The sequence below is a fragment of the Salinicola rhizosphaerae genome, assembly GCF_014652715.1.
GTDB lineage: Bacteria > Pseudomonadota > Gammaproteobacteria > Pseudomonadales > Halomonadaceae > Salinicola > Salinicola rhizosphaerae.
Genome location: NZ_BMZI01000001.1, coordinates 464,922 through 486,162 on the forward strand (window position 1 = coordinate 464,922; position 21,241 = coordinate 486,162).

Genomic DNA, 21,241 nt, shown 5'->3' on the forward strand with positions numbered 1-21,241 from the left:
CTTATGTCTATCGACACGCGTCCATTGACTGAACTCGCCAATCACGACGACTTCCTGCAGCGTCACAACGGCCCCAGCCGCCAGGATGTCGCCAGGATGCTCGAGGCGCTCGACGCACCGTCAATCGGCGCTCTCGTCGACAAGACGATCCCCGATGATATTCGTCTGCGAGGCGAGCTGAACCTGGATGGCCCGCGGGGCGAATCCGAGTCGCTCGACTATCTGCGCGGGCTGGCCCGTCAGAACAAGGTATTCAAGAGCTACATCGGGCAAGGCTATCATCCGACACATCTTCCCGCGGTCATCCAGCGCAACGTGCTCGAGAACCCCGGCTGGTACACCGCCTATACGCCTTACCAGCCCGAGATCGCGCAGGGACGTCTGGAAGGCCTGCTGAATTTCCAGCAGATGGTCATGGATCTCACCGGCATGCCCATCGCCAACGCCTCTCTGCTCGACGAGGCGACCGCCGCGGCGGAAGCGATGGCGCTGTGTCGCCGCGCCAATAAGAAGCACAAGAGCGAGCGCTTCTTCGTGGCCGACGACGTACTGCCGCAGACACTCGACGTGCTGCGCACGCGCGCCGCCTATCTGGGCTTCGAGCTGATCGTCGGACCGCTGGAAGCGCTTGCCGAGGCAGATGTCTTCGGCGCTCTGCTGCAATATCCCGGCGTCAGCGGCGAGATTCATCCGCTCGAAACCGCCATCGCTACCGCCAAGGGCAACGGCGTAATGACTTGTGTCGCTGCCGACCTTCTCGGCCTGGTCCTGCTCAAGGAACCCGGTGCGATGGGTGCCGATATCGTCTTCGGCAACTCTCAGCGTTTCGGCGTACCGATGGGTTATGGCGGCCCTCACGCCGCCTATTTCGCGACCAGCGACGCTCTGAAGCGCTCGCTCCCGGGGCGCGTCATCGGCGTTTCCAAGGACAGTCGCGGTCGGCCGGCCCTGCGCATGGCAATGCAAACCCGGGAGCAGCACATACGCCGCGAGAAAGCGACATCCAACATCTGCACCGCCCAGGCGCTGCTCGCCAATATCGCCGGCTTCTACGCGGTCTATCATGGCGCCGAAGGGCTCAGGACGATCGCGGCGCGCGTGCATCGTCTGACGACCCTGCTGGCGGACGGCCTGACACGACAGGGTATCGCGCTGAAACACGACACCTGGTTCGATACGCTGACGCTAGTCGGGGTCGATACCCATCGCATTCAGGGCCGCGCCCTGACCCGCGAGATCAATCTACGCTACCCGGCCGACGGCGAGGTCGGCGTCAGTCTGAGCGAGACGACCACGGCGGCGGATCTGGGCGAACTCTTCGATGTGCTGATCGGCGAAGAGCATGGCCTCTCGGTCAGCGAACTGGACCGCGAGGCACTGGCGGGTGACAGCAGCGGTATTCCCACCGCCTACCGTCGGGCCAGCGAATTCCTGACGCACCCCAACTTCCAGCGCTTTCGCAGCGAGACCGAAATGCTGCGCTATCTCAAGCGGCTGGAGAACCGCGACCTTTCGCTGACACACGCCATGATTCCGCTGGGCTCCTGCACCATGAAGCTCAACGCGACCAGCGAGATGATTCCGATCACCTGGCCCGAGTTCGCCAGCATTCACCCGTTTGCCCCGAACGATCAGGTGACCGGCTACCGCCAGATGATCACCGAGCTCAGCGATTTCCTGACCGAGATCACGGGCTATGACTCGATCTCCATGCAGCCGAACTCCGGTGCTCAGGGCGAATACGCCGGCCTGGTGGCCATTCGTCGCTATCAGGCAGCCGTGGGTCAGGACGAGCGCGACATCTGCCTGATCCCGAGCTCTGCACACGGCACCAACCCGGCCTCGGCAGCGATGGCGCAGATGAAGGTCGTCGTGGTCGAGTGCGACCGCGAAGGCAATATCGATATTGCAGACCTCCAGGCGAAGGCCAGTCAGCACCGCGATACGTTGTCGGCCATCATGTTGACCTATCCGTCGACGCACGGCGTCTTCGAGGCCAATATTCGCCAGGCGTGCCAGATCGTTCACGACAACGGCGGCCAGGTCTATATCGACGGCGCCAACATGAACGCGCAGGTTGGCCTGTGCCGCCCCGGTGACTACGGTGGCGATGTCTCCCACCTCAATCTGCACAAGACGTTCTGCATCCCACACGGCGGCGGCGGCCCGGGTATGGGCCCGATTGGTGTGAAGGCGCATCTGGCACCCCATCTGCCCAATCACGTGATGACACCGCAGGACGGTATCGAGCCCGACTCAGGCGCGGTCTCGGCCGCCGCTTACGGCAGCGCCTCGATCCTGCCGATCTCCTGGGCCTACATCAAGATGATGGGCGCGCGCGGCCTGCGCGAGGCGACCGAGCTTGCGATCCTGAACGCGAACTACGTCGCCAAACGCCTCGAGGGTCATTTCGACGTGCTCTATCGCGGGGCCAATGGCACCGTCGCGCACGAGTGCATCCTGGATATGCGCCCGCTCAAGGCGGCCTCCGGCATCAGCGAGGAGGATATCGCCAAGCGACTGATGGACTATGGCTTCCATGCGCCGACAATGTCCTTCCCGGTCGCTGGCACCTTGATGGTCGAACCCACCGAGTCCGAATCTCTCTATGAGCTGGACCGATTCTGCGAGGCAATGATTGCCATTCGCCGGGAAATCGGCCGCGTCGAATCCGGTGAGTGGGACAAGACAGCGAACCCCTTGGTAATGGCTCCGCATACCATGTCCGACCTGATGGATGCCGAGTGGAGCCGCCCCTACTCACGCGAGCTTGGCGCCTTCCCCTCGGAGGCCGTGCGAGACGCCAAGGTGTGGCCGGCGGTCAACCGGGTGGATAACGTCTTCGGCGACCGCAACCTGATCTGCAGCTGCCCGCCGATCGACGCCTACCGAGACGCTTGAAGGCTTATCCCTGCAGAGACGCTTGAAGGGTTCATCCCTGCCGAGACGACAACGGCCGCTCCTGGAGCGGCCGTTGTCATTCACGGTAGGGACGAAACATGGCTCCAGCCTCTTTCGGGTTTCGAGCACCTCGCTTGTTCGAACACCTCGCCAGTTTCGAACGCTTAGCCGGCTTCGAACGCCGACCACGCGCGCGAGGCGTCAGGCCGAATCCATCGAAGGCAGTTCGCTGTAGCCGTAAAGGGCGTTGAGTCGCTGCTGTCGAAAGGACTCCAGCAACTGTCGGTAACGCTTGGGAAGCTCGACGTCGGTTCGCGAGACCAGGTGAAGCGTCTCGTGAACGGGTTGGGTCAGCGGCAACTCCTTGACCTGACGTTGCCACGGCGATGTCTCGAGCACCGGACGCGAGACCACGGTGAAGCCCAGTCCGCGCGCCACGGCGTCGAGCACCTGCCCCACTTCGTTGGTGAATCCCTGTCTCGGGAAGTGGCTCATGCTGCGGAACTCACTCCCGAAATTGCTTCTCAGCACCAGACTGGCATTGGTATTGCCATCGGTGTAATTGACGAAACCGAGCGCGACCAGCTCCCCGAACGTGGTACCGGTAAAATCAGCGGGCACGACTAGAACGAGCGGCTCCTGATGCCACGCTTCGTAGCTGAGATCCGGGTGCTTGCTGACGTCGGTGACGATCCCGACGTCGTAGCGCCCGGCGACTACGTCCTGGGCAATCTCCTGGTTGAACGCAAAACTGTAGTTGACCGTCAGGCCAGGATGCATCTGCTGGTAGCCCAGCAGAAAGGGGTAAAACATCAAGCCGACGCTGCCGGGCGACGCGATCCGGCACTCCCCGCTGTCCGGGGAGTCGTCATCGAGGGAGTGTCGAAAGTGCTCATGCTCGGCGAAAAGCTTGACGGCGTAGTCGTAGGCGCGCCGGCCCGCGTCGGTCAGCGAGAAACGTCGCCCGTGACGATTGAGCAGCGAGCGCCCGAGATACTCCTCGAGCTTGCGCACGTGCTGACTGACGCCGGGCTGGGTCATGTCCAGCTTACGCGCCGTCTGCGTGAAGCTGCCCGTCTCGACGAGCATCATGTAGGTTCTGAAATACTGGGCGTTGAACATGGAAACGCGGGTCACTCACGCTTTACGGCAATCAAGACGGATCACGCCAGCGCCGGGAACGGGCTGCACGATAACGCCTCATTGTGGCCTTAGGGATCTCGAATCATAACAATTTATGTTCCCGCGCGCACGGCGTTACGCCGCCTGCGGTGGGTATCCGGCCCGTGTTAGGATGACGGCGCTCTTCACCAGGATTGAAACGCGTTATGACAGACCTTTTCGCCCAGCGTGCCCAGGCGGTCCAGGAAACGCTTCTCACGATGGAACAGAACGCCGAGGAAGACGAGCTCTTCGCGCTCGGCTACATGATCCCGCAGATCGGCCTCGTGCAGGAGATGGCCGATTACGACCCCGCCGAGGTCGACGCCGAGGACTTCGACGCCACCTACTGGGAATGGCTCGAAGGCACCTTCGCCCAGGACAGCATGAGCGAGGGCGATCGTGAACAGATCGCCGCGCTATGGCGGCGAGCGACCGCAGCCGCGTGACCTGCCCCCTCTTCGATTTTTATCCGTCTGCATGAGGAAGCCGTCAATGCCCGAGACGTTATCCACCATCGTCTCCCCCGAGGGGAGTCTCGAAGTCCTCTCGCAGTCCGAGGTGAATCGCCTGCGCGATACTTCGGTCAGCGGTCTGCACGATCTCGTGCGCCGCTGTGCACTCGCGATTCTCAACTGCGACACCCCGACCGATGATGGCCTGGCGGTAATGGAGACGTACCGAGACTTCGATATCGAGGTCCTTCAACAGGATCGCGGCATCCGGCTCAAGCTGACTCACGCACCCGCCTGCGCCTTCGTCGACGGCCGCATGATTCGCGGGGTGCGCGAGCAGCTCTCCGCCGTGCTGCGGGATATCGTCTACGTCTACAACGAAATCCAGAACAATCCCAAGTTCGATCTCGACACCAACGAAGGCGCGACCAACGCCGTCTTCCATATTCTGCGCAATGCCAGCGCGCTGCGGACCGCGCACGAGCCCAGCATGGTCGTGTGCTGGGGTGGTCACTCGATCAGCCGGGAAGAGTACGACTACACCAAGGGCGTCGGCTATCACATGGGGCTGCGCGGACTGGACATCTGTACCGGGTGCGGCCCGGGCGCCATGAAGGGGCCGATGAAGGGCGCCAACCTGGCACACGCCAAGCAGCGCCGCCGCGGCAATCGTTACCTCGGCATTTCCGAGCCAGGGATCATCGCCGCCGAATCGCCCAATCCAATCGTCAACGAACTGGTGATCATGCCGGACATCGAGAAGCGCCTCGAGGCGTTCGTTCGTGTCGGTCATGGCATCGTGGTCTTCCCCGGTGGCGTCGGTACCGCCGAAGAGATCCTGTATCTGCTCGGCATTCTGATGCATCCGGACAACTGCGACGTGCCGTTCCCGGTCATCTTCACCGGCCCGGAGAGCGCTCGAGACTACTTCCAGCGCATCGACGAGTTTCTTTGCTACACGCTCGGTGAAGCGGTACGCCGCCACTACCGCATCGTGATCGACGATCCGGTCAGCGTGGCGCGACTGATGCGGGACGGCATTGGCGAAGTCGCAGCGTTCCGCCGGGAGCAGAACGACGCTTTCTACTTCAACTGGCGTCTCAACATCGAGCGAGGCTTCCAGCAACCGTTCGAGCCTACCCACGAGGCCATGGCCGCGCTCGCGCTTCACCATGACCAGCCGAACCACGAACTCGCCGCCAATCTGCGCCGCGCGTTCTCCGGCATCGTCGCCGGCAACGTCAAGGAGCCGGGCGTTCGCGCGATTGCCGCCAAGGGACCGTTTCGGCTCAACGCCGAACCCGAACTGATGGCGCGCCTGGATGCGCTGCTGACCTCTTTCGTGGCTCAAGGTCGAATGAAACTTCCGGGCAGCGACTATGTGCCATGCTACACCCTGGCCTGACCTATCCGCCGGGAGTGAAACCAGAGGGAGTGAAGCCCAAGGGTATGAAGTAAAGACAGCGGCGAGTCATGAGCTCGCCGCTGTCGTCTCGATTCACGGTGCCAGTCCGCCCTGCCCGATCAGTCAAGTCAGGCCCGGATCACCGCCGCCTCTTCCAGAGTCTGGCCACCACATGGATCAGCAGACCGAATGCCGCCCCCTGGGACAGTGTGATGATCCCTGGCGGTGGCGCGCCGCGTGACCATTGCCAGGCGAACATGGCCAATACCCCAGCCACCAGAGAGATGATCAAACCGCGAAGGGCCTTGGGGCATAGCGCTCGCTCGGCTCCTGCCATCACGCGCCAGAAACCACCCAATGCGACTGCCACCGCGACGAGCAGAACCGCCAGCAGCGTCAGCCGCGACTCGTCATGGATCAGCCAATAGCGCGGCAGCGACAGCAGCATCACGAGCCACAGCCCGGCCAAAGTGCTGAAACGCGTTGCCGTCAGCGCTCGCGCCGATGGGGGCCCGCTCATACCGTCAAGTTCTGATCGGCAATCCAGGCCTCGGCCCAGGGCAACGCCGCATCATCGGCCATGAAGGTCTCCATGGCGTCGACCTCGAGCCGCTCTCCAAGACGCTGCGCGCCGAGATCCTCGAGAATGGCATCCAGCGCGCGGCCGGAACCGCAGAAGGTGTCACCGTAGGAGCTGTCACCCAGGGCGATCAAACCATAGCGAAGCGCGGCAAGGCTTGGTGTCCGGGCTTTCAGATCACGAACGAAGGGAACGAGATCCCCCGGGAAGTCGCCGCTTCCGGTCGTCGATAGACAGAATAGCGCCAGGTCCGGCATGTCATCGACGAGATCGGTCAGGGTCGGCTGTTCCAGCACCGTGACACGGTAGCCAGCCTGCTCGAACAGCGGTGCTACCTGCTCGGCCACGTCCAGGGCGCCGCCATAGACGGTGCCGACGAAAATCTTGAGTGTGGGCATAACGCTCGGTCAGCAGTTCATGTGCGCGCGAGCTTAGCACACCGTCGATGGTGTCGAAACGAAACCGCCCGCCGGCGTGGCCGACGGGCGGAACGTATCAACCAGGCGAACCCCGGTCATGGGTGCACGGCACCACGCAGAGAAACCTAGAAATCGTCGTCGTGAAGATCGCCTTCCTGAAGCTCACCGTCGAAGTTCTCCACCCGAGCCTTGAGCTTCTGCCCCGGCCGAAACGTCACGACTCGCCGTGCCGAAATGGGAATCTCCTCGCCGGTCTTCGGGTTGCGGCCAGGGCGCTCACGCTTGTCTCTCAGATCGAAATTGCCGAACCCGGATAGCTTCACCTGTTCGTTCTCGCGCAGGCAGCCCCGGATCTCCTCGAAGAACGTCTCCACCATGGTCTTGGCTTCTCGCTTGGAGAATCCCAGTTCCGTGTGAAGATGCTCCGCCAGTTCAGCTTTCGTCAGCGCACCCATGTTGGTCGCTCCCCTCGCACAGGATGACAGATCGACGATCGGCCGGATGCCTATCGACATCAATGACGCCGGCATCTCGACCGATCCTCTCGGTCAATCCGGTCAACCTCGCAGCACGGCACCGTAATCCGATTGTGCCCGCCCTATCACTGCATCGATTAACTGATTGATTTCTTCGTCATTGAGAGTGCGCGAAGGATGCTGCCAGGTCAAGCCCAGGGCGATGCTCTTGTGTCCGTCCGGCACGCCCTTGCCCTGATAGACATCGAAGAGTTGCCACTGGGTCAACCACGCTCCGGCCTCCGCACGAATCCGCTCCATGAGGTCGGCAACGGCAACCGAGTCCTCGACCACGAAGGCCAGGTCACGGCGAACTTCCGGATACCGTGACAGCGGCTTGAAGCTGGGCACGCTGCCCTCGGCAAGCGCAGCCTGCTCGACCTCGAACAGATAGACCTCCGGCTTGAGGCCGAGCTCGGCGCGCACGCTCGGATGGAGCGCCCCCAGCCAGCCGACGGGCTTGCCTTCACGGTAGACGCGGGCCGAGCGTCCCGGGTGCAGCGAAGGATGCGTCTCGGCCGCGAATCGCCAGGCGTCGCTCTGCCCCCCCAGCGCCATGAGACTCTCGAGATCGCCTTTCAGATCGAAGAAATCGACCGTATCCCGCATCGCCGACCATCCCTCGATCTGGCGTGGACCGCAGATCAGTCCTCCCACCATCGAGGTCTGCACCAACTCGTCGAGCCCGCCCTGGAAGACCAACCCGGACTCGAACAGCCGAACGCGAGTCTGCTGACGATTGAGATTGTGCATCAGCGCCTTGAGCAACCCCGGAAACAGGCTGTGACGCATCACCGACATATCCGACGAGATCGGATTGGCCAGCGTCGGCGAAACTGCCTGCGGCTGCAGCAGCGCCTGCAGCTCAGGCGACACGAAGCTGTAAGTGATCGCCTCCTGATAACCGCGCGACACCAGATGACGACGCAGACGACTGAGCGGCTGTGTCGCCTCGTGATCGGCGCTCAAAGCCAGGCGCGCCGCCGGGCGACGGACCGGCAGAAGGTTGTAGCCGTGGATGCGAGCGACCTCCTCGATCAGGTCCTCCTCGATCGCCACGTCGAAACGCCAGCTGGGCACCTTGACGTGCCAGCTGTCGCCAGGCGCCGAACTGGTCATGCCCAGCGAGCGGAAGATGCGCTGAACGTCCTCGTCGGCAAGGCGCACGCCGAGGCATGCGCTGAGCCGCTCGCGACGCAGCACGACATCCTTGCGCTGGGGTAGACATTCCGGCTGGCGCGCCTCGGAGATCGGCCCCGGGCTACCGCCGACAATTGCCATCAACAGCTCGGTCGCCCGCTCCATCGCGTTCCGGGTGATCTCTGGATCGACGCCACGCTCGAAGCGGTGAGAGGCGTCGGTATGGAGACCGAACTCGCGTGCCTTGCCCGCGACCGTCAGCGGCGAGAAGAAGGCCGCCTCCAGGAACAGATGACGTGTCTTGGCACTGACGCCACTGGCCTCGCCGCCCATGACGCCGGCAATGGCAAGTGCACGCTGACGATCGGCGATCACCAGCGTGCGCTCGTCGAGCTCGACCTCCTGGCCATCCAGCAGTGTCAAGCGTTCGGCGGCGTGTGCTCGGCGCACCTCGATGCCTCCCTCCAGCACATCGAGATCGAACGCATGCATCGGCTGACCCAGCTCGAGCATGACGTAGTTGGTGACATCGACCGCCGGGTCGATACTGCGAATGCCGCTGCGGCGCAGGCGCTCCTGCATCCACAGCGGCGTCTGCGCGCTGATATCGACGTCCTTGATCACGCGACCCAGATAGCGCGGGCAGCCCTCGCCATCGCTCACCGTTACCGGGAACTGCGCGTTGTTGCGGGCCACGACGGGCGCAATCGAGGGCTCGATGACCTTGTTACCCGTCACGCAGCCGACCTCGCGAGCCATGCCGCGAATACTCAGGCAGTCGCCACGATTGGGTGTCAAGTCGACTTCGATGGTGGCGTCGTCCAGTGCCATCCAGTCGCGGAAATCCTGCCCCGTCGGCGCGTCGGCGGGCAACACGAAAATGCCCGCCGAGCGCCCTTCCTCGAGCCCCAGCTCCGAGGCAGAGCAGATCATGCCGCGAGACTCGACGCCACGCAGCTTCGCCTTCTTGATCTTGAAATTCTCGGGCAGAACGGCACCGACACGCGCAAACGGCACCTTCTGACCCACGTCCACGTTAGGGGCCCCGCAGACGACCTGCACGGGCTCACCGCTACCGTCTTCGACCTGGCAGACGTTGAGCTTGTCAGCGTCGGGATGTGGCGCCTTGGCGATGACCTCGGCCACCACGACACCGCTGAACGACTCCGCAACACTGCCGATGGCGTCGACTTCCAGACCCGCCATGGTGATCGCATCGGCCAATGCCTGCGTTTCCAGTGCCGGGGAAACCCACTCGCGCAGCCACGCTTCAGAAAACTTCATCTCGCTACTCCTTGACCGGGCGAAGGGCTCAATTGAACTGGCGTAAGAAACGTAGGTCGTTTTCGAAGAACAAGCGCAGATCGTTGACGCCGTAGCGCAGCATCGCCAGTCGCTCCGCGCCCATACCGAACGCGAAGCCGGTGTAGCGTTCGCTGTCGATGCCGGAGTGGCGAAATACCTCGGGATGCACCATTCCGCAGCCCAGCACTTCCAGCCAGCCGCTATGCGAACAGACGCGACACCCCTCGCCCTGACACATGACACACTGGATATCGACCTCGGCGGAGGGTTCCGTGAACGGGAAATACGAGGGACGGAAGCGCACTTTCAGGTCATCACGCTCGAAAAAGGCCTGCAGAAAGTCTTCGATCGTTCCCTTGAGATCGGCAAAACTGACATGCTCGTCGACCAGCAGCCCCTCGACCTGATGAAACATCGGCGTGTGGGTCAGATCCGAGTCGCTGCGGTAGACGCGCCCGGGACAGACGATGCGAATCGGCGGCTCCTGCGACTGCATGGCACGGACCTGAACTGGCGAGGTGTGCGTTCGAAGCAGACGCTGGGCGTCGAAATAGAAGGTGTCCGCCATCCCGCGCGCCGGATGATGCGCGGGGATGTTGAGCGCCTCGAAATTATGGAAGTCGTCCTCGATTTCCGGACCCACCGCCACATCGAAACCGATACGCTGGAACAGCGACTCGATGCGTTCGAGCGTTCGCGTCACCGGATGAAGCCCTCCGTTGATCTCGCCCCGCCCAGGGAGCGTGACATCGACACGCTCGCTCTCCAGTTGCGCCTGCAGCCCGGCCTGCTCGAGCGTCTGCTTGCGTGTTTCGAGCTCGGTCAGCAGTACCTGCTTGGCTTCGTTGATGCGCTCACCCGCCGCCGGTCGCTCTTCCGGCGCCAGCTGGCCGAGCCCTTTCAGCAATGCCGTGATCTCGCCTTTCTTGCCCAGGAAGCGAACACGCACCTGATCGAGGGTCTGGGCATCCTCGGCCGCGGCGATAGCCGCTCTTGCCTCGTTGACCAGGGCGGGAAGATGATCCATCCGTCGAGCTCCGCTTGTCATTCGTGGTGCCTCCCGCGACCAACGCGGGCAGGCGATAAAAAAACAGGGGAAGAGCGGCTGCTCTTCCCCTGGATCGGTCAAGACATCTGCCGACACTCGGTCGACAAACGACAGACTCGCTTATGCAGCCTTGGCTTTCTCGACGAGAGCCGTAAATGCTCCCTTCTCGTGAACAGCCAGATCCGCCAGCACTTTGCGGTCGATCTCGATGCCGGCCTTTTTCAGACCCGCGACGAAACGGCTGTAGGACATGCCGTTGTTGCGCGCGGCAGCGTTGATACGCGTAATCCACAGAGCGCGGAACTGACGCTTACGCTGACGACGGTCGCGATAGGCATACTGACCGGCTTTGATGACGGCCTGCTTGGCAACGCGGAAGACGCGCGAACGCGCTCCGTAGTAACCCTTGGCCTGCTTCATGACTTTCTTGTGACGGCGACGGGCGACGACACCACGCTTGACGCGAGACATAGTTCTCTCCTGACGTTAAAGAATGATAACCAAGGGGCTTACAGGTTGGGCAGCATGCGGTTGACGAGCTGCTTGTCGGCAGCGTGAACCTGCTTCATGCCACGCAGCTGACGCTTACGCTTGGTGGACTTCTTGGTCAGGATGTGACTACGGAAAGACTGCTTGTGCTTGAAGCCATTACCGGTCTTCTTGAAGCGCTTGGCGGCGCCACTGTTGCTCTTGATTTTCGGCATGAGGAATCACTCCACTCCGTTTTTTTAAGAAAACCCGAGGCCGAAAACGGCGGACGCAGCGTCCACCGTTTTCCGTTCGACTTGCCCGCGGATCACTTCTTCTTGGGCGCAAGGATCATGATCATCTGTCGGCCTTCCATTTTCGGGAAGGACTCGACAGCGGCCAGCTCCTCGAGATCGCCGGCGATCCGTTCCATCAGCTTGCGGCCGATATCCTGGTGCGCCATCTCGCGACCGCGAAAGCGGAGCGTGACTTTACCCTTGTCGCCACCTTCGAGAAAGCGAATCAGGTTTTTCAGCTTGACCTGATAGTCGCCCTCGTCCGTGCCAGGCCGGAATTTCACTTCCTTGACCTGGATCTGTTTGGTCTTCTTCTTCTGAGCAGATTTCTGCTTCTTCTGCTCGAAGAGGAACTTACCGTAATCCATGATCTTGCAGACGATCGGATCGGCGTTGGAAATCTGGACGAGATCCATGCCGGCTTCCTCGGCGCGCTCCAGCGCCTCGTTCATGGGGACAACCCCCACCTGCTCGCCTTCTGCATCGATGAGACGAACTTCGTCTGCGCGAATACGGTCATTGATGGGCGCGCGTTTTTCCTGAGGGCGCCCGCGCTGATTATTACGCTTGATCGTTAGATCTCCGTTTGGCGATTAACGTTGCTGCTCATTGGGAATCCGGCCGACTGGTTTGTGACAGCTGCGTCAGCAGCGTATCGACAGACAGTGACCCTAGATCCTCACCGGATCGAGTGCGCACGGCAACGGCACCCGATTCGACCTCCTTATCACCCACAACCAGCAGATAAGGGATCTTCTGCAGCGTATGCTCGCGGATTTTAAAGCCGATTTTCTCATTCCTCAAGTCCGACTCGACGCGGAAACCCGCTTCACGCAAGCGTTTTACGACATTTTCCGCATAATCGCGCTGCGAATCGGTGATATTGAGGACCACGGCCTGGATGGGAGAGAGCCATAGCGGCAACGCCCCCGCATAATGCTCGATCAGAATGCCGATGAAGCGCTCCATGGAGCCGACAATCGCGCGGTGGAGCATCACGGGCACCTGGCGCGAGCCATCTTCGGCAACATACTGCGCGCCGAGACGGCTGGGCATCATGAAATCGACCTGCATGGTGCCGACCTGCCACTCGCGACCCAGGCAGTCTTTCATGTGGTACTCGATCTTGGGGCCATAGAATGCCCCTTCACCGGGCAGCTCCTGCCACTCGACGTCACAGTTGCCGAGTGCGGCACGCAGCGCCTGCTCCGCCCTGTCCCAGGTCTCGTCACTGCCGAGACGTTTTTCGGGGCGAAGCGCGATCTTAACGGCAATCTCGTCGAAACCGAAATCAGTGTAGACCTTCAGCGCCTGGCGGTGAAACGCCGTGACCTCCGGTTCGATCTGCTCTTCCGTACAGAAAACGTGGCCATCGTCCTGCGTGAAGGCGCGCACGCGCATGATGCCATGCAAGGCGCCGGAGGGCTCGTTGCGATGACAGCCGCCGAACTCACCGTAGCGTATCGGCAATTCACGATAGCTGCGAAGCCCGGAGTTGAAGACTTGGACGTGTCCCGGACAATTCATCGGCTTGAGCGCGTACTCGCGCTTTTCCGACTCCGTGAAGAACATGTTCTCGGCGTAATTGTCCCAATGGCCGGACTTCTTCCACAGCGAGACGTCCATGACCTGGGGGCACTTGATTTCCTGGTAGCCGCCACTCTTGTAGACGCCGCGCATGTACTGCTCGAGAATCTGCCAGAGCGTCCAGCCGCGTGGGTGCCAGAACACCATGCCCGGCGCTTCTTCCTGCATATGGAAGAAGTCGAAGCGCCGTGCCAGTTTGCGATGATCGCGCTTCTCTGCCTCTTCGAGGCGCAGAAGATACGCCTTGAGCGCCTTCTTGTCGCCCCAGGCAGTGCCGTAAATGCGGGTCAGCATCGGCTTCGTCGCATCACCGCGCCAATATGCCCCAGCGAGCTTGGTAAGCTTGAATGCTTTCAAGTGTCGCGTATTGGGCACATGAGGGCCGCGGCACATGTCGACGTATTCCTGATGATGATAAAGGCGAATCGCCTCACCATCGGGGATGCCTTCCACGATCTCCTGCTTGTAAGGCTCGTCTCGACCCGTGAAAGTCGCGAGCGCCTTGTCCTTCTGGACGTACTCGCGAACGACATCGTAATCCTGATCGATCAGCGCTTTCATCCGCGCCTCGATCTTGTCGAGGTCCTCCGAGGAGATGGATTCCCCGAAATCGATATCGTAGTAGAACCCGTCGGTAATGACCGGACCGATAGCCATCTTTGCCGAGGGATAGAGCTGTTTGACGGCGTGCCCCAGCAAGTGAGCGCAGGAGTGACGAATGATGTCGACACCTTCGTCGTCTCGCGCCGTCAGAATCGCAACTTCCGCGTCTCGGTCGATGACGTCCGCGGCGTCTACCTCGACACCGTCAATCTTGCCGGCGATACACGCCTTGGCAAGACCGGGCCCGATGGACTCGGCCAGTTCCATGATCGTCAGGGGATTATCGAAAGATCTCTTGCTGCCATCCGGCAGCGTTACGTTAGGCATGAAAGCATCCTTACGTTCAGTGGTGGTCCACACCAAGGATCACATGAACGATGAAATAGCGGAGTCCGCGACGCCGGGTAGTAGCGCGCATACGGGCGCACCAGCCTGAGAGAGTCACGGCTACGAGATTGCGTTGCCAGCGGGAACGCGGCGAAACGCAGGCTGGGCAGCGTAGCAGGCGCAGAGAGCCATTTCCACTGAGCCGCGCTGCCTGGCGAGGAACTGACGTAAGCACCCCTTCGTCGACAGGTCTAGCGAACCGGGGAGAAACGAAAGCAGGAAGATAGCAGAAAGGTAGAAACAGCAAGGGCGCCCGAAGGCGCCCTTGCTATCACGACAAACTGTTCACGGTGGAGTCTATCTTAGTTCCACTCGTCCAGTTCAACGCGACGGTTCTGAGCACGACCTTCGGAAGTCTGGTTGGAAGCAACCGGGTCGTTCTCACCATGCCCTTCAGCGTGGATGTTCGCTGCCGGGAAGCCCTTATTCACGAGGTAGGACTTCACGGATTCGGCACGGCGCTGCGACAGATCCATGTTGTAGGCGTCCGGACCGACGGAGTCGGTGTAGCCATCAAGACGGATGCGCAGCGAGTTGGTGTCGCTAGCCATCAGCTTCTGGGAGATACCGTCGAGAATCGTCTCGGCAGTCGAGGTCAGCGTGGCGGAGTCGAACTCGAAGTTGACGTCGCGCAGCACGAGGCTCTCTTCACAGCCCAGAGAGTTGACTTCGGCACCAGCCGGCGTGTTCGGGCACTGGTCCTGGTAGTCCGGCACGCCGTCACCGTCGGAGTCCAGCGGGCAGCCTTGCGCGTTGACTTCAACGCCGGCCGGAGTACCCGGGCACTGATCCATGTAGTCCGGCACGCCGTCACCGTCGGTGTCCAGCGGGCAGCCTACTGCGTCGACTGCAACGCCAGCCGGCGTGTTCGGGCACTGGTCACGATCGTCCGGCACACCGTCGCCATCGCTATCGACGACGTCCGAAGAGTAGTCGGCACACAGCAGCGCACCGGCAGTCGCGCCAGCAACACCACCAACGGCTGCGCCGGTGTCTTCGTCGGAATCGCCGCTGGTCGCGTAACCGAGACCACCGCCGATCAGACCGCCAGCAATGCCGCAGACGAACGGCGACTGGTACCAAGCCTGGTCGGAAGAGCTGCTAGTGGATTCCATGCCGGAACTGGCACAGCCAGAGAGGCCGACTACCAGAGCGGAACCCAGTAGCAAGCCAGTCGTTGATTTTTTCATGTAAGACTCCTTCTTAACACAGCGCTAGTCGTAACGGGCGTTACCCAGCGGCTTCGAGTATAGAAGCCGAATTCGTCGAGAGAAAGATGTTATCTCTCTCCACGTCAAAGAAATCTCTCGGCGACGGTCTCTCTTGTCGATTCGAGCAGTGGTCAATGTTCCCATTGTCCCTTTTCTTTGCAGCTCCGTAACAGCATTGTCGATTCCAGCTCGGGATGCAAACCCGTGTCGGGAAACACTGTTCACTTTTAGCATTATTTGGCGAATTGGCAAAGCTTGTCGTGAAGATTGCCTTCGATTCGCCACGGAAGATATACCCCTCACCTTTCCCGCATGGCACCGCCGGCGGCCGACAAAAGCCAGGCACAAGTCACGGCTGGTAGGATTCATTATCCAGCCGATTTCACGACCAATCGCGGCAGAATACTTGCAGGGCGCTCGCGGCACGAACCAGATCCCGTTCGTGGCGCTCGGCAATCGCCTCGCGCTGGCGATCCTCGCGGTGTCGCTCACGCGACGAAAGCGCCTTTCGTGCCTGATGCGTGTGCAATGGCTCGGCTTCTGCGCTCACTGTCTGGAGAACCCGCCACGACTCCCGTTCGACTAGACGATGGTCGATGATGTCCAGCAGCACCTTGCAACGCAGTGCCCCCTCTACCAGGTCGACCTGGCGGGCGATCATCGCCTGTGAAATGGCTTCGAGGCTTTCGATGCAGTTTCGATTGGCCCGTTCGATTTCCGCCGCGCGCAGTCCTTCACGGCGGCGCACCTCTCTCCACAGGCGTAGGGCGACGACAGACAGGACGGCAATAGCGATTACCGCCACGACCGCCAGAATCACAGCAAAGAGGAGCGACATGTTACCTATCTCGACATGAGAGGAGTGGCCACACACGGCGAGGGAAACGCTTGTCGGGAGGCATTGCCCCCAGCCGGATGCGATCAAAGGAATCCCGCGAGCCTATCATTCGTCGGCCGACAGGCCTATGCGGAATCCAGCGCATCCCAGCCGGCCCGCCATGCGCCGTCGAGCGAGGCACAGGCGACGAACGGCGGGTTCAGCAGACTCTCGCCACGGTTGTACTCCAGCGGCTTCCAGTCATCCCCGCGCACCAGCGCACCGCCCGCCCCCTCGACGATCGCCTGTGCGGCTGCCGTGTCCCACTCACAGGTGGGACCGAAACGCGGATAGAGATCCGCCAGCCCCTCGGCGATGCGACAGCATTTCAGCGAACTACCGAGCTCTTCGACCTCGACATCAGGTATTGCGGCAATCAGTTGCCGCGTCTTCTCGCCACGGTGAAAGCGGCTCACGACCAGGCGCGGTGGCCGACGATCGGCAACTTGAAGCCGCTGCCAGGGCGTCTGTGGGCCGCGCTGATACCAGCTGCCGAGACCTGACTGTCCGTACCAGATCTCGCCGGTCCGTGGCTTGCCGATCACGCCAACCACAGCACGATGGCGGTGGATCAGTGCGATATTGACGGTGTATTGATCGGAGCCGCGTAGAAACTCCTTGGTGCCATCCAGCGGATCGACCAGCCAGTAGGTCTCCCAACCGGACCGAATTGCCCAAGGCACGGATGCCGACTCTTCGGAGAGCACCGGCCACTCCGCCTTTCCGATCCCCGGCAGGCCTTCCACCAGGCAGCGATGTGCCGCTAGATCCGCGGCAGTTACCGGGCTGTCATCGGATTTCTGTCGCGTCTCCAACGCCTGGCGACTGATCGACTCGATCTCGTCGCCGGCATCACGCGCCAATATCGTCAAGGGCTCGCAGAGGGAATCCAGAGAAAAGGACATGTATTTTTGGCACTCCTTGGCTCGACAGGTCATCGATGAGCAAGAAAAGGGAGGCAATGACTGCAACGATATTAGACCAAAGACTAACCGCTGCTGGCTAAAGTCAGACCTTCGTCTTGCGTAGACTGACGGCAGACGACTCCCTCGACGACCCGCATAAGGAATGCACCATGACAGCCAGCCAGGAAACGGCATCGAGTCGACCGCCAACGGCGGCACGAGTAGGCCTGATACTCGGCCCGGTCTGGGTTGTGCTGACCCAGATATTACCCGCCCCCGCTGGCATGGAACCGGCCGCATGGCACTGCGTTGGGCTCGCCCTGCTGCTGGCGACCTGGTGGGCCACGGAAGCCATTCCCATCCCCGCGACCTCACTATTGCCCATTCCTCTGGCACCCGCGCTGGGTATCGCCGATCTCAAAGGCACCGCAGCGAGCTACGCCAACCCCACCATCTTTCTTTTCCTGGGCGGCTTTCTGTTGGGTATCGCCATGCAGCGCTGGAACCTGCACCGCCGGATCGCGCTGCGCATTCTGAACGTGGTCGGACAAAAACCCAAACAGCAGATCGCCGGCTTCATGCTGGCGACCGGCTTTATCAGCATGTGGGTCTCCAACACCGCGACCGCGATCATGATGCTACCGATTGGCATGTCGGTCGTGTCGCTGTTCGCCGATACCGGCAGTGACGAGGTCAAGCGCTATGCGACGGCGCTACTTCTCGCCATCGCCTACGCCGCCAGTATCGGCGGCATCGCCACGCTGATCGGCACACCGCCCAACGCCATTCTCGCCGGCTATCTCTCCAGCGAGCAGAATATCGAGCTGGGCTTCGCCCAGTGGATGATCATCGGTTTGCCGGTGAGCATCGCCATGATGGTCGTGGCGTGGTGGTGGCTGACTCGTGGCGGGTTCGATCTCAAGCTCGATCAGAGCGGCGGTGACGTCATCGGGCAGGAGCTCGACAAGCTCGGCGCCATCAGCCCGGCCGAGAAGCGGGTCGGCGTCGTCTTCCTGCTGGCGGCACTGGCCTGGGTGACTCGCCCGCTGCTCAACGACTGGGGCATCGAATGGTTATCGGATACTTCAGTGGCCCTGCTTGCCGGTGTCGCCCTGTTTCTCATCCCCAGTGGCAACGAGCGCTATCGGCCCCTGCTGAAGTGGGAAGATGCCTCCGATCTGCCTTGGGGAATCCTGCTGCTCTTCGGTGGTGGCCTCGCACTCGCCGGCGCCATCAGCGGTTCGGGGCTTGCCGACTGGATCGCCAATCAGCTCAGCGTGTTCGGCGCGCTACCACTACTGCTGTTGATCGGCGCCATCGTGCTGGTCATCATTTTCCTTACGGAGCTGACGTCGAATACCGCGACCGCCGCGGCGTTCCTGCCGCTGCTCGGTGCCCTGGCCATGTCTCTGGACGTCGACCCGCTGCTGATCACGGTTCCTGCCGCCATCGCCGCCAGCTGTGCGTTCATGATGCCGGTCGCGACGCCACCGAATGCCATCGTCTTCGCCACCGGTCACATGAAAATCCAGTCGATGATTCGTGCAGGCTTCTTTCTCAACGTGGTCGGCACGGTTCTGGTCACGCTGATCTGTCTTGGCCTGATCGAACTGTTCTGGCTTTGATTCCGGCGTTGAGGCCTGACATTCGAGCCTTCATCCAGGATATCGGTCGCCGCGCCGCGGCGACCGATATCCTGGAGGCCGCACCGGGAAGCTGTCATAGTGACGCCCTCTCACTCACCGGGGCAACGCATTGATCGACTTCAAGAAAACGCTTCTCTTCACGGTGGCCGGCGCCATCGCAGCTACCTCCGCGATGGCCAGCGCCGCAGAGCCGACCTGTTCCGCCGACGCACTCAAGCAGGCCGTGACCCAGCAGACCCAGCAGATCGACAGCTATCTGTCACAGAGCAGTAACCCACAGAAGACACAGCAGGAAATGGCGAGCATGGCGCGCGGGCTTCGTGAATCAGGCCAGGTTTCCGACCACAGCCAGGAGATGCAGAAGCTCGCCAGCGGCGAGTCGTTCGAGCCCTCGCAGGCCTTCTGCGACGACCTGCACACGACCATGGATGCCGTGCAGACTTACATGGAGCAGCATCCCAACTGATTTCTCGCTCGCCCGCGCCGGCGAGCTTCGAGAAATTGGCTCCGGAATACCGATCCAACGAAAAACCGGGCCAACGAGAAATCGGACCAACGAAAAACCGCCACTCGGCATGACCCGTAAGTGGCGGTTTCTCTTCAAACTTTGGTCGGAGCGACAGGATTCGAACCTGCGACCTCTGCAACCCCATTGCAGCGCGCTACCAAGCTGCGCCACGCTCCGCTGTCTGCCGGTCACCCTTCGTAAGAAGCGCTACCCCGCAAAACGCAGCGTATACTACCGTGCGTTCTTGAAAATGAAAAGCGCTTCATTGGGCTTTTTTATCAAATGCTTGCGATACGGTTAGCGGCCCGGCGCCCGCTGCGACAGAAGGCTTCATTCCTATGGACCTAAGGACGTTCGACTCGCAATCCGAGATCGACGCCCGAATTCGAGCGATCGCGCGTACAATGTCCCATTCGACGTACATCTGATGTCTCCAGCCGCTCACGGCAAGTAGCGCTCGCGTTCCTGGATGACATCTTGCGCGGTCGTCTGAAAGCAGACGTCATTCAGGCGCCCAGCCATCAGAAGCGCCCGTCGACGTTTTCAAGGCACCACCAACCAGGTTCAAAGCGCCGCCAACCAGGGGAGCAAGATGGGACTGATCGTGGGCATGAGCATCCTGCTCGGCTGTCAATTTCTGGGTGAAGTCATCAGTCGCTGGCTGGCACTACCGGTTCCCGGCCCCGTCCTCGGCATGTTGATCTTGCTGATCGGGCTCATGATTCGAGGCAGTGTCCCGAGCAGCCTGCGGACCATGGGCGAAGGGCTGTTGAAGTACTTGACGCTGCTCTTCGTGCCCGCCGGCGTCGGCCTGATCGAGCACTTTGGGTTGATCGGCCGCGAAATCTGGATTCTGACCATCACGCTCGTGCTATCGACCGCGGTCACGCTGCTGGTCACGAGCCAGACGCTGCAACGCCTGGCACGCCGTCGCGTCTCGGCAGAAGAGTCCGAATCATGAGCGCGTTCGGTCTCGACCAGGTCTGGGTCTATCTTGCCGCCAGCCCCCTGCTGCACCTCTTTGCCACGTTGATCGCGTTCGTGATCGCCACGCGGATCAATCGTCTGGCCGGCGGCACGCCGCTGCTGCACCCCGTAATCGTCGCCATCGCCCTGCTGATCGGCTTCCTCCTGATAACGGGCACGGACTACGCCACCTATTTTGCCGGCGCGCAGTTTCTTCATTTCCTTTTGGGGCCTGCCACCGTCGCTCTGGCGATTCCGCTTTACGATCATCGAGAACGCGTACGCCGAATGCTGGTGCCCATCACCATCGGCACGCTGGTCGGTGTGACGACGGCTGTCGTTTCCGCCGCCGGGATATCGCTCATGCTCGGCGCCGATGCGCAGACGGTACTCTCGCTGGCCCCCAAATCGGTCACATCCCCCATCGCGATGGGCATCGCCGACAAGATCGGCGGCATCCCCTCGCTGACGGCGGGCCTCGTGCTGCTGACCGGCGTAACCGGCTGCATCCTCGGCCCGTGGATCTTCCGGCTGACCCGTATTACCGATCCCACCATCAAGGGTTACAGCATGGGGCTTTCCGCGCATGGCTTCGGGACGGCCTACTGCTTTTCCTCGATCGGTGCCGTCGCGGGGGCGTTCTCGGGGCTTGCCATGGGGCTTTCGGGGCTCGTCACCGCCTTTCTGCTACCGCCAATCGTGCACCTGCTTGGCCTCTGAGCGGCACCGGCACTCTGCGCGTTTCGGATAGAGCTGCGTCCTCGGCGCGCCAATTCGGACCGGCATCCCACTTTCGTCTTACGCGCCGTGCCGATTTGCCTACAAAACAACAACAAGTTGCTAAAGAGTCGGTCAGCA

General features: G+C 61.6%; 20 protein-coding genes and 1 tRNA gene. 7 read left to right on the forward strand and 14 right to left on the reverse strand.

Going from position 1 to position 21,241, the window contains the following annotated elements; translation table 11 throughout:
* Nucleotides 1-3 precede the first annotated feature (3 nt).
* Nucleotides 4-2,901 carry an aminomethyl-transferring glycine dehydrogenase gene (gene gcvP / locus IE125_RS02050; RefSeq protein WP_189442914.1) on the forward strand — a complete coding sequence of 966 codons (2,898 nt, stop codon included), beginning with the start codon at nt 4-6 and terminating at the stop codon, nt 2,899-2,901.
* Between the two features lie 201 nt (nt 2,902-3,102).
* On the opposite strand, the gene IE125_RS02055 is transcribed toward gcvP, so the two are convergent.
* The gene (locus IE125_RS02055) at nt 3,103-4,023 is read right to left on the reverse strand and encodes a LysR family transcriptional regulator (RefSeq protein WP_189442915.1); all 921 of its coding nucleotides are present in this window, start codon (nt 4,021-4,023) and stop codon (nt 3,103-3,105) included.
* A 206-nt stretch (nt 4,024-4,229) separates the two neighbouring features.
* Between IE125_RS02055 and IE125_RS02060 the strand changes: the two genes are divergently transcribed.
* Both IE125_RS02060 and ppnN read left to right on the forward strand, forming a co-directional pair.
* On the forward strand, nt 4,230-4,511 hold the full coding sequence (locus IE125_RS02060) for a YfcL family protein (RefSeq protein ID WP_189442916.1): 282 nt from the start codon (nt 4,230-4,232) through the stop codon (nt 4,509-4,511).
* A 46-nt stretch (nt 4,512-4,557) separates the two neighbouring features.
* A complete protein-coding gene (gene ppnN / locus IE125_RS02065) occupies nt 4,558-5,922 on the forward strand; it encodes a nucleotide 5'-monophosphate nucleosidase PpnN (protein ID WP_189442917.1) in 1,365 nt (454 codons plus the stop codon).
* Between the two features lie 139 nt (nt 5,923-6,061).
* Here the strand turns inward: ppnN and IE125_RS02070 are convergent, their stop codons facing one another.
* From IE125_RS02070 to cysQ, 12 genes are all read right to left on the reverse strand, one after another.
* Nucleotides 6,062-6,442 (reverse strand): hypothetical protein, encoded by a 381-nt coding sequence (locus IE125_RS02070; protein ID WP_189442918.1) that lies wholly within the window; start codon nt 6,440-6,442, stop codon nt 6,062-6,064.
* A complete protein-coding gene (locus IE125_RS02075) occupies nt 6,439-6,900 on the reverse strand; it encodes a flavodoxin domain-containing protein (protein ID WP_189442919.1) in 462 nt (153 codons plus the stop codon). The genes IE125_RS02070 and IE125_RS02075 overlap by 4 nt, the downstream gene beginning before the upstream one ends.
* Before the next feature lie 146 nt (nt 6,901-7,046).
* Nucleotides 7,047-7,376 carry an integration host factor subunit alpha gene (ihfA, locus tag IE125_RS02080; RefSeq protein WP_189442920.1) on the reverse strand — a complete coding sequence of 110 codons (330 nt, stop codon included), beginning with the start codon at nt 7,374-7,376 and terminating at the stop codon, nt 7,047-7,049.
* Nucleotides 7,377-7,478: 102 nt separating this feature from the next.
* On the reverse strand, nt 7,479-9,860 hold the full coding sequence (gene pheT / locus IE125_RS02085) for a phenylalanine--tRNA ligase subunit beta (RefSeq protein WP_189442921.1): 2,382 nt from the start codon (nt 9,858-9,860) through the stop codon (nt 7,479-7,481).
* A gap of 28 nt (nt 9,861-9,888) precedes the next feature.
* A complete protein-coding gene (gene pheS / locus IE125_RS02090) occupies nt 9,889-10,908 on the reverse strand; it encodes a phenylalanine--tRNA ligase subunit alpha (RefSeq protein WP_189442922.1) in 1,020 nt (339 codons plus the stop codon).
* Nucleotides 10,909-11,049: 141 nt separating this feature from the next.
* Complete coding sequence (rplT, locus tag IE125_RS02095; protein ID WP_189442923.1) at nt 11,050-11,400, reverse strand: 50S ribosomal protein L20; 351 nt, start codon at nt 11,398-11,400, stop codon at nt 11,050-11,052.
* A 38-nt stretch (nt 11,401-11,438) separates the two neighbouring features.
* Nucleotides 11,439-11,633, reverse strand: coding sequence for a 50S ribosomal protein L35 (rpmI, locus tag IE125_RS02100; protein WP_189442924.1), 195 nt, complete (start codon nt 11,631-11,633; stop codon nt 11,439-11,441).
* A 92-nt stretch (nt 11,634-11,725) separates the two neighbouring features.
* Nucleotides 11,726-12,265 (reverse strand): translation initiation factor IF-3, encoded by a 540-nt coding sequence (gene infC, locus IE125_RS02105; protein WP_189443186.1) that lies wholly within the window; start codon nt 12,263-12,265, stop codon nt 11,726-11,728.
* 34 nt (nt 12,266-12,299) lie between these two features.
* Nucleotides 12,300-14,210, reverse strand: a complete 1,911-nt coding sequence (gene thrS, locus IE125_RS02110) for a threonine--tRNA ligase (protein WP_189442925.1) — start codon at nt 14,208-14,210, stop codon at nt 12,300-12,302.
* 362 nt (nt 14,211-14,572) lie between these two features.
* Entirely contained in the window at nt 14,573-15,460 is an 888-nt protein-coding gene (locus tag IE125_RS02115) for an OmpA family protein (protein ID WP_189442926.1), read from the reverse strand.
* Between the two features lie 403 nt (nt 15,461-15,863).
* Nucleotides 15,864-16,319, reverse strand: coding sequence for a DUF2489 domain-containing protein (locus tag IE125_RS02120; RefSeq protein ID WP_189442927.1), 456 nt, complete (start codon nt 16,317-16,319; stop codon nt 15,864-15,866).
* 125 nt (nt 16,320-16,444) lie between these two features.
* Nucleotides 16,445-17,263, reverse strand: a complete 819-nt coding sequence (cysQ, locus tag IE125_RS02125) for a 3'(2'),5'-bisphosphate nucleotidase CysQ (RefSeq protein ID WP_189442928.1) — start codon at nt 17,261-17,263, stop codon at nt 16,445-16,447.
* A 170-nt stretch (nt 17,264-17,433) separates the two neighbouring features.
* Here cysQ and IE125_RS02130 point away from each other — a divergent pair, with 170 nt between their 5' ends.
* Nucleotides 17,434-18,888 carry an SLC13 family permease gene (locus IE125_RS02130; protein ID WP_189442929.1) on the forward strand — a complete coding sequence of 485 codons (1,455 nt, stop codon included), beginning with the start codon at nt 17,434-17,436 and terminating at the stop codon, nt 18,886-18,888.
* A gap of 130 nt (nt 18,889-19,018) precedes the next feature.
* Nucleotides 19,019-19,375 (forward strand): hypothetical protein, encoded by a 357-nt coding sequence (locus IE125_RS02135; protein ID WP_189442930.1) that lies wholly within the window; start codon nt 19,019-19,021, stop codon nt 19,373-19,375.
* 142 nt (nt 19,376-19,517) lie between these two features.
* Here IE125_RS02135 and IE125_RS02140 read toward each other — a convergent pair.
* Nucleotides 19,518-19,594: transfer RNA gene (locus IE125_RS02140), tRNA-Pro, on the reverse strand.
* 415 nt (nt 19,595-20,009) lie between these two features.
* Here IE125_RS02140 and IE125_RS02145 point away from each other — a divergent pair.
* A complete protein-coding gene (locus IE125_RS02145; RefSeq protein ID WP_189442931.1) occupies nt 20,010-20,378 on the forward strand; it encodes a CidA/LrgA family protein in 369 nt (122 codons plus the stop codon).
* Complete coding sequence (locus IE125_RS02150) at nt 20,375-21,103, forward strand: LrgB family protein (protein ID WP_189442932.1); 729 nt, start codon at nt 20,375-20,377, stop codon at nt 21,101-21,103. Before IE125_RS02145 ends, IE125_RS02150 begins: the two co-directional genes overlap by 4 nt.
* The last annotated feature ends 138 nt before the right edge of the window (nt 21,104-21,241 follow it).

What these genes read in the sequence shown, in the direction of transcription:
- rplT (WP_189442923.1), bottom strand. Translation starts at nt 11,400, where the DNA reads ATGTCTCGCGTCAAGCGTGGTGTCGTCGCCCGTCGCCGTCACAAGAAA.
- thrS (WP_189442925.1), bottom strand. Translation starts at nt 14,210, where the DNA reads ATGCCTAACGTAACGCTGCCGGATGGCAGCAAGAGATCTTTCGATAAT.
- IE125_RS02150 (WP_189442932.1), top strand. Translation starts at nt 20,375, where the DNA reads ATGAGCGCGTTCGGTCTCGACCAGGTCTGGGTCTATCTTGCCGCCAGC.
- rpmI (WP_189442924.1), bottom strand. Translation starts at nt 11,633, where the DNA reads ATGCCGAAAATCAAGAGCAACAGTGGCGCCGCCAAGCGCTTCAAGAAG.
- cysQ (WP_189442928.1), bottom strand. Translation starts at nt 17,263, where the DNA reads ATGTCCTTTTCTCTGGATTCCCTCTGCGAGCCCTTGACGATATTGGCG.
- IE125_RS02115 (WP_189442926.1), bottom strand. Translation starts at nt 15,460, where the DNA reads ATGAAAAAATCAACGACTGGCTTGCTACTGGGTTCCGCTCTGGTAGTC.
- IE125_RS02130 (WP_189442929.1), top strand. Translation starts at nt 17,434, where the DNA reads ATGACAGCCAGCCAGGAAACGGCATCGAGTCGACCGCCAACGGCGGCA.
- IE125_RS02070 (WP_189442918.1), bottom strand. Translation starts at nt 6,442, where the DNA reads ATGAGCGGGCCCCCATCGGCGCGAGCGCTGACGGCAACGCGTTTCAGC.
- ihfA (WP_189442920.1), bottom strand. Translation starts at nt 7,376, where the DNA reads ATGGGTGCGCTGACGAAAGCTGAACTGGCGGAGCATCTTCACACGGAA.
- pheS (WP_189442922.1), bottom strand. Translation starts at nt 10,908, where the DNA reads ATGGATCATCTTCCCGCCCTGGTCAACGAGGCAAGAGCGGCTATCGCC.
- IE125_RS02075 (WP_189442919.1), bottom strand. Translation starts at nt 6,900, where the DNA reads ATGCCCACACTCAAGATTTTCGTCGGCACCGTCTATGGCGGCGCCCTG.
- gcvP (WP_189442914.1), top strand. Translation starts at nt 4, where the DNA reads ATGTCTATCGACACGCGTCCATTGACTGAACTCGCCAATCACGACGAC.
- pheT (WP_189442921.1), bottom strand. Translation starts at nt 9,860, where the DNA reads ATGAAGTTTTCTGAAGCGTGGCTGCGCGAGTGGGTTTCCCCGGCACTG.
- IE125_RS02120 (WP_189442927.1), bottom strand. Translation starts at nt 16,319, where the DNA reads ATGTCGCTCCTCTTTGCTGTGATTCTGGCGGTCGTGGCGGTAATCGCT.
- IE125_RS02060 (WP_189442916.1), top strand. Translation starts at nt 4,230, where the DNA reads ATGACAGACCTTTTCGCCCAGCGTGCCCAGGCGGTCCAGGAAACGCTT.
- IE125_RS02145 (WP_189442931.1), top strand. Translation starts at nt 20,010, where the DNA reads ATGGGACTGATCGTGGGCATGAGCATCCTGCTCGGCTGTCAATTTCTG.
- ppnN (WP_189442917.1), top strand. Translation starts at nt 4,558, where the DNA reads ATGCCCGAGACGTTATCCACCATCGTCTCCCCCGAGGGGAGTCTCGAA.
- IE125_RS02055 (WP_189442915.1), bottom strand. Translation starts at nt 4,023, where the DNA reads ATGTTCAACGCCCAGTATTTCAGAACCTACATGATGCTCGTCGAGACG.